Origin of the sequence: Rhizobium sp. BK112, assembly GCF_014193215.1 — a bacterium.
Taxonomy (GTDB): domain Bacteria; phylum Pseudomonadota; class Alphaproteobacteria; order Rhizobiales; family Rhizobiaceae; genus Rhizobium; species Rhizobium anhuiense.
In genome coordinates, this window is sequence record NZ_JACHYZ010000002.1 from 388,612 (window position 1) to 402,542 (window position 13,931).

Here is a 13,931-nt window from a genome sequence, read left to right on the forward strand (position 1 = left end):
GAGAATCCTTTCGCCTCAGGTCTGCGTGCCGCCGACCGTCACCTGATCCATGCGCAGATGCGGCTGGCCGACGCCGACGGGAACCCATTGGCCGGCCTTGCCGCAATTGCCGATACCGGTATCGAGCTTCATGTCGTTGCCGATCATCGACACCCGTTTCATTGCATCCGGTCCGTTGCCGATCAGCATGGCGCCCTTGATCGGCGCGCCGACCTTGCCGTTCTCGATCAGATAGGCCTCGGTGCAGCCGAAGACGAACTTGCCGGAGGTGATATCCACCTGGCCGCCGCCGAAGGAGACGGCATAGATGCCCTTCTTCACCGAGGCGATGATCTCCTCGGGCGTCTTGTCGCCACTGAGCATATAGGTGTTGGTCATGCGCGGCATCGGCACATGCGCATAGCCCTGGCGGCGGCCGTTGCCGGTGGGCGCCATACCCATCAGCCGGGCATTCTGCCGATCCTGCATGTAGCCGACGAGCTTGCCGTTTTCGATCAGCACGTTGTAGGCCGACGGCGTGCCCTCGTCGTCGATGGTGATCGAGCCGCGGCGGTTGTCGATCGTGCCGTCGTCGACGACGGTGACGCCGGGCGCGGCGACCATCTGGCCGAGAAGGCCTGAAAAGGCCGACGTCTTCTTGCGGTTGAAATCGCCTTCCAGCCCGTGACCGACCGCCTCGTGCAGCATGACGCCCGGCCAGCCGGAGCCGAGCACAACGTCCATCGTGCCCGCCGGCGCATCGATCGCCTCGAGATTGACGAGCGCCTGGCGCAGCGCCTCGTCGGCGCCATATTGCCAGCTGCCCTCGGCGATGAAGTCACCGAAGCCGATGCGCCCGCCATGGCCGTAGGAGCCGCTCTCCTGCCGCTCGCCTTCGCCGACCATCACCGAAATGTTGATGCGCGTCATCGGCCTGATGTCGCGCACGCGGTGCCCGTCAGCGCGCAGGATATCGACGACCTGCCAGCTGGCGGCGACCGAGGCCGTCACCTGCCGCACCTTATCGTCCTTGCCCCTGAGATAGGCGTCGATGTCCTGCAGGACCTTGACCTTTTCCTCGAAGCTCGGCTGGCCGATCGGGTTCTCGTCGCTGTAGAATTTCTTGTTGGTGCCCTGGGGTGCGGCGGCATAGGAGCCGGAATAGCCGCGCGTCACCGCGCCGACCGCATCGGCCGCCCGCTTCAGCGCTGCCACCGACAGATCGCCGGCATGCGCGTAACCCACAGCTTCGCCGGCAACGGCGCGCAGGCCGAAACCCTGTTCGGTGTTGAAGCTGCCGCCCTTCAGCCGGCCATTGTCGAAGGTCAGCGCTTCCGCCTGCGCATGCTCAATGAACAGTTCGCCGTCATCGGCGCCGGACAGCGCCTCGGCCACATGCTTGCGCATCGTCGCTTCATCGGCATCGAAAAGCGTCAGGAGATCGGTGGTCATGTCTTGTGCTCCGCTGAAGAGCAGGAGTGCTCATAGCCGATGTAGGTCTGTTGGATAGTCCGAGCAAGCCCCGGCCTCAGGGCAGGGCGTCGAAGCCTTCGGCGAAGCCCTTGAGGTCGACCGGGATGCCGATGCCTTCTTCCGGGGTCTGGAAGACGATGAAGGTTGCCTGGGCGCCGCTGCGGAAGGTCTTGAGCAGTTCGTCCTCGAGCACGACCTCGGCATAACAGCCATCGGCGAAGCAGCGGACGAAATAGGCGCGGCCGATATCCTTGCCGTCGACATTGAGCCCGAGGCCGTTCGGCAGCAGCACGCCGAGCGGCGCGAGCACGCGGAGAATCTTCGACTTGCGGTCGGCCGTCTTCAAGACGACGACGGAAAGCCCGACTTCTGGACGATCCTCGGCGATAACATTCTGCATCAGCGCGCATTGTTCGGTCGCAGCCCCGGCCGGCTTGTCGCAGACGACAGACCATGCGCCGTGATTGGACTTCACCGTGCCCGGCGCCTGCGGCTGCGTCTGGCCGGGCGTCACCTGTTCGATATTCGGCTTGGCGGCATTCGGCTGTTGCGGCGCGGGGGCAGGGGCCGGCGCGGCAGCGGGCGGCTTGGCCTGTGACGGCGTGGGTTGCTGTGCGAAAACGGGCGTCGTCGCTGCGGCCGCGATGCTGGCAGTCACGAGAAGCGACTGCACGAGGGAACGGAAACCCATGGAAACCTCTGGATATCGAATCATTGCGGCTATTGTTGAAGCTGCCCACCAAAAATGAAAAGCCCCACCCCGTGAAAACCGGGGGACTGCGGCGGAAATTGGACCTTTCCGAAATAATGTGCGGCGCGCGGATTGGCCGGAAAGCCGATTTTTCATATGCTGATGAAAAACTTGGGATGTTTTGCCGTTCAGGGCTGCCTACACTTTGAGCAAAAATGCCGCATAGACAATTGCTCTGACCTGTTGCGGCAAATGCCAAACTGTGGTTTGAAGCGCTGAAGATGGCAAGGATTCTGCGTTCTATTTTGCAGGTCAAGCGCTCGAGGGAGATAATAAGGTGATGAAGAAGGCTTATGCAGCCCTGACCACGCTGGTCTGTCTGCTTTTTGCTTCCGGCACATATGCCGACCAGCCAACGCCGTGGCAGGCAACGCTGCAGCCGGCGGCAACGCCGATCATGCGGGAAATCCACTGGTTCGAACAATATACCCTGTGGTTTATCGTTCCGATCACGCTCTTCGTTCTGGTCCTGCTCATCGTCGTCTGCGTCAAGTTCCGCGCCAGCGCGAACCCGGTTCCCTCGAAGACGAGCCACAATACGCTGATCGAGGTTGCCTGGACCGTGGGGCCGGTCCTGGTGCTGCTCCTTCTCGCCATTCCTTCGTTCAACCTGCTGACGGCGCAGCTGACGCTGCCTGAAAATCCCGACGTCACCATCAAGGCGACCGCCACCCAGTGGCAGTGGAACTATGAATATGAAGGCTCGGGCGAAAGCCCGCTCGCTTTCGATTCCTACCTCCTGAAGGATCAGGACCGCGCGAGCGCCGGCAAGGAAGACAAGTCGATCTATCCCAGGCTTCTCGCCGTCGATAACGAGCTGGTCCTGCCGGTCAACAAGACGGTCCGCGTTCTCGTGACCTCGGCGCCGACCGACGTCATCCACGCTTTCGCCATGCCGTCCTTCGGCGTCAAGATCGATGCCGTGCCGGGCCGTCTGAACGAGACCTGGTTCAGGGCCGAGCGCGAAGGCCTGTTCTATGGCCAGTGTTCCGAGCTCTGCGGCAAGGACCATGCGTTCATGCCGATCGCCATCCGCGTCGTCTCCGAGGACAAGTATAAGCAGTGGCTGACCACGGCCGCCAGCGACCTGCCCGGCGCCTACAAGACACTCATGGCCGCAACCGATGGTCCCGCAAAGACCCTCGACGTTGCCGAAGCACAGTAATTAAAGGGGATCGGGACAATGGCTGGACCTTCCGCTCACGACGATCATTCTCATGATCACGCCCATCACGACCACGCGCATGACGATCACGATCACCACGATCACGGGCACAAGCCGAGCTTTGCCAATCGCTGGCTGTTCTCGACCAACCACAAGGACATCGGCACGCTCTACCTGATCTTCGCGATCATTGCCGGCATCATCGGCGGCGCGCTGTCGGTTGCCATGCGCATGGAGCTGCAGGAGCCGGGCATCCAGATCTTCCACGGCCTGGCCTCGATGGTCTACGGCTATGAAGGCGATGCCGCGATCGATGGCGCCAAGCAGATGTTCAACATGTTCACCACAGCGCACGCGCTGATCATGATCTTCTTCATGGTCATGCCGGCGATGATCGGCGGCTTCGCCAACTGGATGGTGCCGATCATGATCGGCGCGCCCGACATGGCCTTCCCGCGCCTGAACAACATCTCCTTCTGGCTGATCGTTCCCGCCTTCGCGCTGCTGCTGCTGTCGATGTTCGTCGAAGGCCCGGCAGGCGCCTATGGCACGGGTGGTGGCTGGACGATGTATCCGCCGCTGGCGACAAGCGGCACGCCGGGACCGGCGGTCGACCTTGCGATCTTTGCGCTCCACATTGCCGGCGCCTCGTCGATCCTCGGTGCGATCAACTTCATCACCACGATCCTCAACATGCGCGCTCCGGGCATGACGCTGCACAAGATGCCGCTGTTTGCCTGGTCCGTGCTGATCACCGCCTTCCTGCTCTTGCTGTCGCTGCCGGTTCTGGCAGGCGGCATCACCATGCTGCTCACCGACCGCAACTTCGGCACCTCCTTCTTCTCTCCGGAAGGCGGCGGCGACCCGATCCTTTACCAGCACCTGTTCTGGTTCTTCGGTCACCCCGAGGTCTACATCCTCATCCTGCCGGGCTTCGGCATGATCAGCCACATCATCTCGACCTTCTCGAAGAAGCCGATCTTCGGCTATCTCGGCATGGCCTACGCCATGGTCGCGATCGGCGCCGTCGGCTTCGTCGTCTGGGCCCACCACATGTACACGGTCGGCCTGTCGCTCGACGCGCAGCGCTACTTCGTCTTCGCCACGATGGTCATCGCCGTTCCGACGGGCGTGAAGATCTTCTCCTGGATCGCGACGATGTGGGGCGGCTCGATCTCGTTCCGCACGCCGATGCTCTGGGCGATCGGCTTCATCTTCCTGTTCACGGTCGGCGGCGTCACCGGCGTCCAGCTCGCCAATGCCGGTCTCGACCGCTCGCTGCATGACACCTATTACGTCGTGGCTCACTTCCACTACGTTCTGTCGCTCGGCGCCGTCTTCGCGATCTTCGCCGGCTGGTACTACTGGTTCCCGAAGATGACCGGCTACATGTACAACGAGTTCGTCGGCAAGCTGCATTTCTGGATCATGTTCATCGGCGTCAACCTGGTGTTCTTCCCGCAGCACTTCCTCGGCCTCGCCGGCATGCCGCGCCGCTACATCGACTATCCGGATGCCTTTGCCGGCTGGAACTATGTGTCCTCCATCGGCTCCTACATCTCGGCCTTCGGTGTGCTGATCTTCCTCTACGGCGTCTTCGAAGCCTTCGCCAAGAAGCGCGTCGCCGGCGACAATCCGTGGGGTGAGGGTGCGACGACGCTCGAATGGCAGCTGCCTTCGCCGCCGCCCTATCACCAGTGGGAACAGCTTCCGCGCATCAAGTAATTTGCGCGGACATCAGGACGCCGCATTCGATACGGCGTCCTGATCTTGAGACATGCAGGACGGAATGATGACGGTCATCGACAATCACGGGGCGCTTGCAAAGGACGGCGAATTGTCGGAAGCGAGTGCGCGCGATTATTTCGAATTGTTGAAGCCACGGGTGATGTCGCTCGTGGTCTTCACTGCCTTTGCCGGTCTCGTGCTGGCGCCGGGCCATATCCATCCCGTCCTCGGCCTGATCGCCATTCTCTGTATCGCCGTCGGCGCCGGCGCCTCCGGGGCGCTGAACATGTGGTATGACGCCGATATCGACGCCGTCATGAGCCGCACCGCCAACCGTCCGATCCCGGCCGGCCGCATCGCGCCGTCGGAGGCGCTCGCCTTCGGCCTGGTGCTCTCGGGCTTTTCGGTGGTGATCCTCGGCCTGGCCGTCAACTGGCTCTCGGCCGGCATCCTCGCCTTCACCATCTTCTTCTACGCCGTCATCTACACCATGTGGCTGAAGCGCTCGACGCCGCAGAACATCGTCATCGGCGGCGCCGCCGGCGCCTTCCCGCCGATGATCGGCTGGGCCTGCGTGACCAACAGCGTGACGATCGAGAGCACCGTGCTGTTCATGATCATCTTCCTGTGGACGCCGGCGCATTTCTGGGCGCTTGCCCTCTTCAAGATGCGCGATTACGAGGCCGTCGGCGTGCCGATGCTGCCGAATGTCGCCGGCGAGCGGGTGACCAAGCATCAGATCGTCGCCTATGCGGTGCTGACCGCCATCTGCGCAGTCTTGCCGACCGTCCTCGGTTTCGCGAGCCTCGGCTACGGCTTCGTCGCTGCGGTGCTCGGCGCGATCTTCATATACTGTTCCATCGCCGTCTGGCGCATGCCCGACGGCGATCTGAAGATGATCCCGGCGAAGAAGCTCTTCGGCTTCTCGATCTTCTATCTCTTCGCCGTGTTCTCCGCCTTGATGATCGACCGGCTGGCTTCGGTGCTGGTCTCGCATGCGGGAGGTTGGTTCTGATGGAAATGGTCAAGCTGACGGAAGCGCAGCGCAAGTCGCGCCGCAACCGCAACGTCGCCCTCGGGCTGGTGCTTGCCGGCCTCGTCATTCTCTTCTACGCGATCACCATCGTGAAGATCGGCGGGGGAATGGCGGGATGAGCGAAAACGCCGGTACACCGAAGAAGCAGGGCCGCAACAACGGCGCCGTCGTGATGATGTGCCTGAGCTTCGTCTTCGGCATGGGGGCGATGAGCTATGCCGCCGTACCGCTCTACCGCATCTTCTGCCAGGTGACCGGTTATAACGGCACGACCCAGCGCGTCGACCAGGTGTCGAGCGTCGTGCTCGACCGCACCATGCGCGTCACCTTCGACGCCAATGTCGCGCCCGGCCTGCAGTGGGACTTCAAACCGGTCGAGCGTGAGGTCAATCCGAAGATCGGCGAGACCATTCAGGTGAATTTCACCGCCGAGAATCGCTCGAACGAAACACAGCGCGGCCAGGCGGTGTTCAACGTCACCCCGGGCGAGGCGGGCGTCTATTTCAACAAGGTGCAATGTTTCTGCTTTACGGAAACGGACCTGAAGCCGGGCGAGAAGCTCGACATGCCGGTGGTGTTCTACATCGATCCTGACATCGTCAAGGCGGTGGAATCCAAGAACATCCATACGGTGACGCTGTCATATACGTTCTACCCGAAAGAGGGTCCGAAGCCGCTGGCTTCGAATGAGGGTGGAGCGGAGAAGATTGAAAAGAAACTTTGATCAAGGCTCGTTTCCGGCTATGCCGGGAGCGGAGTGAAGGAAGACATCCGGGGATAGCTACATGGCCGATGCTCATCAGAAGAATCACGACTATCACATCATCGATCCGAGCCCGTGGCCGATTCTCGCCTCGCTCGGCGCCTTCATCATGGCGATCGGCGGCGTCTGCTACATGCGCTACCTGAACGGCGGTTCGTTCAAGGTCGCCGGCGCGGAGCTTGCCAATCCCTGGCTTTTCTATATCGGCTTCGCTCTGGTCATCTATGTCATGTACGGCTGGTGGGCCGATACGGTGAAGGAAGCCCATGAGGGCGCCCACACCCGCGTCGTCTCGCTGCACCTGCGCTACGGCATGATCATGTTCATCGCTTCGGAAGTGATGTTCTTCGTTGCCTGGTTCTGGGCCTATTTCGACGCCAGCCTCTATCCGAACGAAGCGATCCAGGCCTCGCGCCTGCTTTACACCGGTGGCGTCTGGCCGCCGAAGGGCATCGAGGTCCTCGATCCCTGGCACCTGCCGATCTACAACACGGTCATTCTGCTGCTCTCGGGCACGACGGTCACCTGGGCGCACCATGCGCTGCTGCACAACGACCGCAAGGGCCTGGTCCAGGGCCTGACGCTGACGGTGCTGCTTGGTATCTTCTTTTCCAGCGTCCAGGCTTACGAATATGCCCACGCGCCCTTCGACTTCAAGAATTCGATCTACGGCGCGACCTTCTTCATGGCGACCGGCTTTCATGGTTTCCACGTTCTGGTCGGCACGATCTTCTTGGCTGTCTGCCTGATCCGCGCGCTGCGCGGCGACTTCACCCCGAAGCAGCATTTCGGCTTCGAGGCAGCCGCCTGGTACTGGCACTTCGTCGACGTCGTCTGGCTGTTCCTGTTCTTCTGCATCTACGTCTGGGGCGGCTGGGGCGCACCGGTCGCCGGCTGATCGGAACGATATTTGAGAAAAGGCGGGCCTGGTGCCCGCCTTTTTTGTTGGTGGGTGTCGGTTTACTCGACCTCGGTCACGACTGTTCGCGCCAATGGCGGCCCCTCATCCTAACCCTCTCCCCGTTCTGACGGGGAGAGGGGACGTGCCCCGCGAGAGGGCCTGTGGGAACGGAGAGGGTGCGGCGTATCCCCTTCGCCCCGTTTACGGGGAGAAGGCGCCGGCAGCCGGATGAGGGGCCGCCGCCGGCAATCTCTGCGACCGAGGTAAGGGCTCCGCGCCCGCTCACCATCGCCTCAGCGCGCCCCGGCGATCCGTTCGAAGGCCGAAGGTTCGGGAATGCCGAGATCCAGCTGATGGCGGATCGCCTCGGCGCATTCGAGCGGTGTCAGCACTGACGTATCGACCTCCATATCGTAGATGCCGGGCCGATGCACCTCGTCCTGCCAGCGTTGCACCGGTTCTGGAATGGGCACTTCCTCCGTGGCCCTGAGATAAAGCGTCTCGCGCCCTTCCTGGGCAGTTTCGCGCCGCTGCATGATTGTCTCGATCGGACAGCGCACGCCGACGAACAGCACGGGAAAATCCTCCAGTCGCCGGGCGCAATCGGCAAGAATGCCGAGCGGCTTGGTATAGCTGTCATGGTGGCCGAGATCGGCGATGACATTGAGGCCGAACCCGGCATGGATGGCGATCGACTCGTAAAGGGCGGCATAGAGGAACGGCACCAGCTCTTCGAGGTCCGGCCGTTCGCCGCCCGGCCTGAGGCCGATGCCCGGGAGGTAGCGCTTCGGTGTCATGGCATTGTAGCTGTCAACGCCGAGGTTGATCCACGGCCCGTCGAAATGTTCCTGGACTGCGCGCGCAATGCTGGATTTTCCGCTGCGCGGCGCGCCGTTCAGGATGATGATCTGTGCGGAGTGGCTATCGTTAGTCATCAGTCTTCTTCTGTTTGGCGCGAATCGCTGAGGCGAAAAAGCGCAGGCATTTCCCTTCGTCCTGCGAATAATTTATGGGAGAGTTAAGGCAGCGTCGAAAAAGCCGCGGCCGCAAGGGTACGCAAAGGAATGGCATGAACGAGGACAGCGCCCATTTTCCCCCCGTCGATCCGGTAAAAACCGGCATCAAGGGCTGCTGCCCGCGCTGCGGCGAGGGCAAGCTGTTTGATGGCCTGTTGGCCCTGAAGCCGCGCTGCGCCGCCTGCGGCCTCGATTATTCCTTCGCCGATTCCGGTGACGGCCCGGCCGTCTTCGTCATCCTCATCGTCGGCTTCATCATCATCGGCATGGTGCTGTGGCTGCAGGTGAATTACGGACCGCCGATCTGGGTGCATATCATGCTCTTTGCTCCGCTGACGATCGTCCTGTCGCTCATGACACTGCGCTGGTTCAAGGGCATCCTGATCGCCATGCAATACCGTCATAATGCCCGCGAAGGACGCCTGAGTGATTGATATCGACCATGCCGCCCCGCGCCGCCGGCTGCCTGTGGCAACCGGCATCCTGGTGCTGATCGCGCTTGCCATCCTGATTTCGCTCGGCACCTGGCAGGTGGAACGCCTCCACTGGAAGGAGGGCCTGCTTGCCGATATCGCCGAACGGCAGGTCGCAGCACCCGTGCCGCTGGCCGATATCGAGGCGATGGCGGCTGCAAGTGGCGATATCGAATACCGCAAGGTCACCGCCACCGGTCGCTATGTCAACAACAAGGAGCGGCACTTCTTCGCCACCTGGCGCGGCCAGACCGGCTATTACATCTATACCCCGCTGGAGCTTGCCGACGGGCGCGCGCTCTTCGTCAATCGCGGCTTCGTTCCCTTCGAGAACAAGGAGCCGGAGATGCGCATGCAGGGCCAGCTGACGGACCAGCAGACCGTCACCGGCCTGGCGCGCCAAAAGCTTCCCGGCAAACCGTCCTGGGTGGTGCCCGACAACGACGTCGCCAAGAACATCTTCTACTGGAAGGATCTCGACGTCATGGCGGAGAGCGTCGGGCTGGACAAGGCCCGCGTCATTCCCTTTTTCGTCGATGCCGATTCCACCCCGAATCCGGCCGGCCTGCCGATCGGCGGCGTCACCCAGGTCGACCTGCCGAACGACCATCTGCAATATGCCTTCACCTGGTACGGGCTTGCCGCCGTGCTCATCATCGTGGTGGCGATTTCCTGGTTCCGCAAGGGGAGCAAGGCACCCCCGCAATAGTATTGCTTCAATTCCTGGCCATATTGGGCTAGAGGTCCCTTATTCCCATGCGGGACGGAATTCTTGACGGAACAGACATGAATATTGCGGCGAAACCTCCTTTGACGATCAGGCTCTGCGGCCCGCGCGGCTTCTGCGCCGGCGTCGACCGCGCCATCCAGATCGTCGTGCTGGCGCTGAAATCCTATGGCGCGCCGGTCTATGTGCGTCACGAGATCGTCCACAATCGTTATGTGGTCGAAGGGCTGGAGGCCAAGGGCGCCGTCTTCGTCGAGGAACTGGACGAAATCCCGGCCGAACATCGCGCCCAGCCGGTGGTCTTCTCCGCCCATGGCGTGCCGAAATCCGTGCCCGAGGATGCGACAAGCCGCAACCTCTTCTATCTCGACGCCACCTGCCCGCTGGTCTCCAAGGTCCACAAGCAGGCGATGCGCCACAATCGCCTCGGCCGCCATGTCGTCCTGATCGGCCATGCCGGCCATCCCGAGGTGATCGGCACGATGGGGCAACTGCCGGAGGGCTCGGTGTCGCTGATCGAGACGATCGAGGATGCCGACGCCTATACGCCTGCCGATCCCGACAATCTCGGCTATGTCACCCAGACGACGCTGTCGGTCGACGATACGGCCGGCGTCATCACCCGCCTGCATGAGCGCTTCCCGAACCTGACGGCGCCGGCGGCCGATTCGATCTGTTATGCGACGACCAACCGCCAGGAAGTGGTGAAGCAGGCGGCCCCCGGCTGCGATCTCTTCATCATCGTCGGCGCCCCGAATTCGTCCAATTCCAAACGCCTCGTCGAAGTGGCGCTCAGGGCAGGGGCGAAGAAATCGATCCTCGTGCAGCGCGCCGCCGAGCTCGACTGGGATGAGATCGGCGCGATCTCGACGCTCGGCCTTTCCGCCGGCGCCTCCGCCCCGGAGGTCATCGTCAACGAGATCATCGAGGCCTTCCGCGCCCGCTTCGACGCCCGTGTCGAACTTGCCGAGACGGTGCAGGAAAACGAACATTTCCTCGTCAACCGCGAACTGCGCAGCATCGAGCTGACGACGGCCGACATGGCCTTCGTCAACGGCTAGATCGAGCCTTATCGCAGCCCGGCCAGTCGGTCGGGCAATCCAATATCAACAATGCAAAGACGAGACCTCACTTGGCAGTCTATACCGATATCGCCGAAGACGATCTGAAATGGTTCCTGACGGAATATGACGCAGGCACGCTGCTATCCTACAAGGGCATCGCCGAAGGCGTCGAAAACTCCAACTTCCTGCTTCACACTTCCAAGGACCCGCTGATCCTGACGCTCTATGAAAAGCGCGTGGAAAAGACTGACCTGCCTTTCTTCCTCGGCCTGATGCAGCATCTCTCCGCCCGCGGTCTGTCCTGCCCACTGCCGCTGCCGCGCCGCGACGGCGCGCTGCTCGGCTCGCTGTCCGGCCGTCCGGCGGCGCTGATCTCCTTCCTCGAAGGCATGTGGCTGAGAAAACCGGAGGCCAAGCACTGCCGCGAGGTCGGCCGGGCGCTGGCCGAAATGCACGTGGCGGGCGACGGTTTCGAGCTGAAGCGGGCGAATGCGCTGTCGATCGACGGCTGGCGCGGGCTCTGGGAGAAATCCGAGGCGCGCGCCGACGAGGTCGAGCCCGGCCTGCAGACCGAGATCCGCAGCGAACTCGACTTTCTCTCCGCACACTGGCCGCAGAGCCTGCCTGCCGGCGTCATCCATGCCGACCTCTTTCCCGATAACGTCTTCTTCCTCGGCGATGAGCTCTCCGGCCTGATCGATTTCTATTTCGCCTGCAACGACCTGCTCGCCTATGACGTCTCGATCTGCCTGAATGCCTGGTGCTTCGAGAAGGATGGCGCCTATAACATCACCAAGGGCACGGCGATGCTTGCGGGCTACCAGAGCGTCCGGCCGCTGAGCGAGGCCGAGACAGCTGCCTTGCCGGTGCTGTCGCGCGGCTCGGCGCTGCGCTTCTTCCTGACCAGGCTCTATGACTGGCTGACGACGCCCGAAGGCGCCATGGTCACCAAGAAGGACCCGCTCGAATATCTCCGCAAGCTGCGCTTCCACCGCCAGATCAAGTCGCCGGCCGAATACGGATTGAGCCTATGAAACACGTCGATATCTTCACCGACGGCGCATGCTCCGGCAATCCCGGCCCCGGCGGCTGGGGCGCGGTGCTGCGTTATGGCGATGTCGAAAAGGAGCTTTGCGGCGGCGAGGCGGATACGACCAACAACCGCATGGAGCTGCTGGCGGCAATTTCGGCGCTATCGGCCTTGAAGACGCCTTGCGAGGTCGATCTCTATACCGACAGCGCCTATGTCAAGGACGGCATCTCCAAGTGGATTTTCGGCTGGAAGAAAAACGGCTGGAAGACCGCGGACAAGAAGCCGGTGAAGAATGCCGAGCTCTGGCAGGCGCTTGAGGAAGCCCGCAGCCGCCACAAGGTGACGCTGCACTGGGTCAAGGGCCACGCCGGCCACCCCGAAAACGAACGCGCCGACGAACTCGCCCGCCGCGGCATGGAGCCGTTCAAGAAGGGCAAGGCGGTTTCGTTTTAGGGGTGTAGCCTCACGCATGCGGCCGGAAAAGCCCGCATGCGTGAATTGCCTTCCGCCCACCCCACCCTCCGTCATCCTCGGCCTTGAGCCGAGGATGACGGAGGGTGGGGGCCTGTTTCAGCCAAACTCTCGGTCGGCGGGATAGCAGATCGGGTTCCATCGGGCGGACACTTACCTGACGGCGAGGATATCGCTGCACCTCACGGCAGCGATGCGACGGCTTTTCCAGCTCCTCTCGCCGCCTGCTGCTACTGCGCCGCCCCCGCGCCCTGGATCAGCCGGTGCAGATATTCAAGCTTGGCCACGACAGGTGAAGACAGCACGAAGGGGTAGGAGTCCGGCTGGCCCATGCTGCGCTGGATGGCGTTGATCGCCAGGCTGAGCGGCACCCAGGCGCTGACCAGCTGTTCGGCGCTTCTGGCCCGGTAGGGGATGAAATCCACCTCGCCTGATATCTCCTCATGGCCGCGCGGATCGATCGCGATGCCGAAGGCGCGGGCCGTTTCCAGCGTATCGACGATATGGAGGTAATGGGCGAAGCATTCGGCGAAATCTTCCCAGGGGTGCGACGCCGCATAGGCGCTGATGAAATTGTCCTGCCATCCCAGGGGGGCGCCGCCGGCATAATGGCTCTGCAGGGCTGCGGCATAATCCTGCCGCTCGTCGCCGAAGACGGCGCGGAAATCGGCAAGACCGCCGCGATCGCGCACCAGCTTGTTCCAGATGAAATGGCCGGCCTCATGGCGGAAATGGCCGAGCAAGGTGCGATAGGGTTCGTTCATCGAACTGCGCGCCTGTTCGCGCGTCGCATCGTCGGCCTCCGCGGCGCGGATGGTGATCAGGCCTTCCTCGTGGCCGGTCATAGCAGGCACGACATAGCCGTTGCTCTCGATCGAATCCTCGAGGAAATCGAAGACCAGGCCGCCCTGCGGGTCTTGCGCCCGATCGGGATGCGGCAGCCTCCAGCGCAAGAGCGAATAGAACAGATGGCGCTGCGCCTGGCTGATGCGCCGCCAGCGGTCGATGCCGTCCTGGGTGTCGGTGTTCGGCACCAGCCGGTTATGGCGGCAGGCCACGCAGAATTCGCTGTTCCCATCGCCGTCCACCAGCCAGTTGCAGATGTCGAGGCCGGCATTGGCGCAGAAGCGGACCTCACGCTCGGGATCGGAAACCAGCTGCCAGAGGATCTCGTCGCGCGGCTCCAGCGCATGCATGGCGAGATCGCCGGGCAGGAAGCCGAGGCGATGATTGCAGCGCACGCAGTGGCGATTGTCGAAGTGGACGACCTGATCGCAATTGTCGCAGGCAAAAAGCTTCATCGTGTCTATCTCTGCAAAGCATTGGGGTGGGGGATTAAAAATGCCTGCCG

Annotated in this window: 15 protein-coding genes; 11 read left to right on the forward strand and 4 right to left on the reverse strand. The window is 62.5% G+C overall.

Features of this window, described 5'->3' with window-relative positions:
- Window positions 1-15: 15 nt before the first annotated feature.
- Window positions 16-1,431: a metalloprotease TldD gene (tldD, locus tag FHT75_RS07040; RefSeq protein ID WP_028756248.1), complete on the reverse strand. Its 1,416-nt coding sequence runs from the start codon at window positions 1,429-1,431 to the stop codon at window positions 16-18.
- 76 nt (window positions 1,432-1,507) lie between these two features.
- Window positions 1,508-2,167: an invasion associated locus B family protein gene (locus tag FHT75_RS07045; protein WP_028756249.1), complete on the reverse strand. Its 660-nt coding sequence runs from the start codon at window positions 2,165-2,167 to the stop codon at window positions 1,508-1,510.
- Window positions 2,168-2,483: 316 nt separating this feature from the next.
- On the opposite strand from FHT75_RS07045, the gene coxB reads away from it, so the two are divergent.
- From coxB to FHT75_RS07075, 6 genes are all read left to right on the forward strand, one after another.
- Window positions 2,484-3,368: a cytochrome c oxidase subunit II gene (gene coxB, locus FHT75_RS07050; RefSeq protein ID WP_029867860.1), complete on the forward strand. Its 885-nt coding sequence runs from the start codon at window positions 2,484-2,486 to the stop codon at window positions 3,366-3,368.
- A gap of 18 nt (window positions 3,369-3,386) precedes the next feature.
- Complete coding sequence (gene ctaD / locus FHT75_RS07055) at window positions 3,387-5,093, forward strand: cytochrome c oxidase subunit I (RefSeq protein ID WP_028755767.1); 1,707 nt, start codon at window positions 3,387-3,389, stop codon at window positions 5,091-5,093.
- Window positions 5,094-5,160: 67 nt separating this feature from the next.
- Entirely contained in the window at window positions 5,161-6,111 is a 951-nt protein-coding gene (locus FHT75_RS07060; protein WP_028755766.1) for a heme o synthase, read from the forward strand.
- The gene (locus FHT75_RS07065; RefSeq protein WP_028755765.1) at window positions 6,111-6,251 is read left to right on the forward strand and encodes a hypothetical protein; all 141 of its coding nucleotides are present in this window, start codon (window positions 6,111-6,113) and stop codon (window positions 6,249-6,251) included. The genes FHT75_RS07060 and FHT75_RS07065 overlap by 1 nt, the downstream gene beginning before the upstream one ends.
- The gene (locus tag FHT75_RS07070; RefSeq protein ID WP_028755764.1) at window positions 6,248-6,856 is read left to right on the forward strand and encodes a cytochrome c oxidase assembly protein; all 609 of its coding nucleotides are present in this window, start codon (window positions 6,248-6,250) and stop codon (window positions 6,854-6,856) included. Before FHT75_RS07065 ends, FHT75_RS07070 begins: the two co-directional genes overlap by 4 nt.
- A 61-nt stretch (window positions 6,857-6,917) precedes the next feature.
- Window positions 6,918-7,793: a cytochrome c oxidase subunit 3 gene (locus tag FHT75_RS07075; protein ID WP_028755763.1), complete on the forward strand. Its 876-nt coding sequence runs from the start codon at window positions 6,918-6,920 to the stop codon at window positions 7,791-7,793.
- A 296-nt stretch (window positions 7,794-8,089) separates the two neighbouring features.
- Here the strand turns inward: FHT75_RS07075 and FHT75_RS07080 are convergent, their stop codons facing one another.
- Window positions 8,090-8,731 (reverse strand): chloramphenicol phosphotransferase CPT family protein, encoded by a 642-nt coding sequence (locus FHT75_RS07080; RefSeq protein ID WP_028755762.1) that lies wholly within the window; start codon window positions 8,729-8,731, stop codon window positions 8,090-8,092.
- A 134-nt stretch (window positions 8,732-8,865) separates the two neighbouring features.
- Between FHT75_RS07080 and FHT75_RS07085 the strand changes: the two genes are divergently transcribed.
- The 5 genes from FHT75_RS07085 (at window position 8,866) to rnhA (ending at window position 12,562) form a co-directional block, all read left to right on the forward strand.
- Window positions 8,866-9,246 carry a DUF983 domain-containing protein gene (locus tag FHT75_RS07085; RefSeq protein ID WP_028755761.1) on the forward strand — a complete coding sequence of 127 codons (381 nt, stop codon included), beginning with the start codon at window positions 8,866-8,868 and terminating at the stop codon, window positions 9,244-9,246.
- Complete coding sequence (locus FHT75_RS07090; RefSeq protein WP_028755760.1) at window positions 9,239-9,994, forward strand: SURF1 family protein; 756 nt, start codon at window positions 9,239-9,241, stop codon at window positions 9,992-9,994. Before FHT75_RS07085 ends, FHT75_RS07090 begins: the two co-directional genes overlap by 8 nt.
- Before the next feature lie 77 nt (window positions 9,995-10,071).
- A complete protein-coding gene (gene ispH, locus FHT75_RS07095) occupies window positions 10,072-11,073 on the forward strand; it encodes a 4-hydroxy-3-methylbut-2-enyl diphosphate reductase (protein ID WP_028755759.1) in 1,002 nt (333 codons plus the stop codon).
- Window positions 11,074-11,144: 71 nt separating this feature from the next.
- Window positions 11,145-12,110 (forward strand): homoserine kinase, encoded by a 966-nt coding sequence (locus FHT75_RS07100; RefSeq protein WP_028755758.1) that lies wholly within the window; start codon window positions 11,145-11,147, stop codon window positions 12,108-12,110.
- Complete coding sequence (gene rnhA / locus FHT75_RS07105; protein WP_028755757.1) at window positions 12,107-12,562, forward strand: ribonuclease HI; 456 nt, start codon at window positions 12,107-12,109, stop codon at window positions 12,560-12,562. The genes FHT75_RS07100 and rnhA overlap by 4 nt, the downstream gene beginning before the upstream one ends.
- Before the next feature lie 248 nt (window positions 12,563-12,810).
- Here rnhA and FHT75_RS07110 read toward each other — a convergent pair whose 3' ends face one another.
- Entirely contained in the window at window positions 12,811-13,881 is a 1,071-nt protein-coding gene (locus FHT75_RS07110; RefSeq protein ID WP_028755756.1) for a putative zinc-binding metallopeptidase, read from the reverse strand.
- Window positions 13,882-13,931 lie beyond the last annotated feature (50 nt).

Coding starts and splice junctions, on each gene's coding strand:
- FHT75_RS07045 (WP_028756249.1), bottom strand. CDS start 2,167: ATGATTCGATATCCAGAGGTTTCCATGGGTTTCCGTTCCCTCGTGCAG.
- FHT75_RS07080 (WP_028755762.1), bottom strand. CDS start 8,731: ATGACTAACGATAGCCACTCCGCACAGATCATCATCCTGAACGGCGCG.
- ctaD (WP_028755767.1), top strand. CDS start 3,387: ATGGCTGGACCTTCCGCTCACGACGATCATTCTCATGATCACGCCCAT.
- tldD (WP_028756248.1), bottom strand. CDS start 1,431: ATGACCACCGATCTCCTGACGCTTTTCGATGCCGATGAAGCGACGATG.
- FHT75_RS07075 (WP_028755763.1), top strand. CDS start 6,918: ATGGCCGATGCTCATCAGAAGAATCACGACTATCACATCATCGATCCG.
- FHT75_RS07110 (WP_028755756.1), bottom strand. CDS start 13,881: ATGAAGCTTTTTGCCTGCGACAATTGCGATCAGGTCGTCCACTTCGAC.
- FHT75_RS07060 (WP_028755766.1), top strand. CDS start 5,161: ATGACGGTCATCGACAATCACGGGGCGCTTGCAAAGGACGGCGAATTG.
- FHT75_RS07085 (WP_028755761.1), top strand. CDS start 8,866: ATGAACGAGGACAGCGCCCATTTTCCCCCCGTCGATCCGGTAAAAACC.
- rnhA (WP_028755757.1), top strand. CDS start 12,107: ATGAAACACGTCGATATCTTCACCGACGGCGCATGCTCCGGCAATCCC.
- coxB (WP_029867860.1), top strand. CDS start 2,484: ATGAAGAAGGCTTATGCAGCCCTGACCACGCTGGTCTGTCTGCTTTTT.
- FHT75_RS07065 (WP_028755765.1), top strand. CDS start 6,111: ATGGAAATGGTCAAGCTGACGGAAGCGCAGCGCAAGTCGCGCCGCAAC.
- ispH (WP_028755759.1), top strand. CDS start 10,072: ATGAATATTGCGGCGAAACCTCCTTTGACGATCAGGCTCTGCGGCCCG.
- FHT75_RS07070 (WP_028755764.1), top strand. CDS start 6,248: ATGAGCGAAAACGCCGGTACACCGAAGAAGCAGGGCCGCAACAACGGC.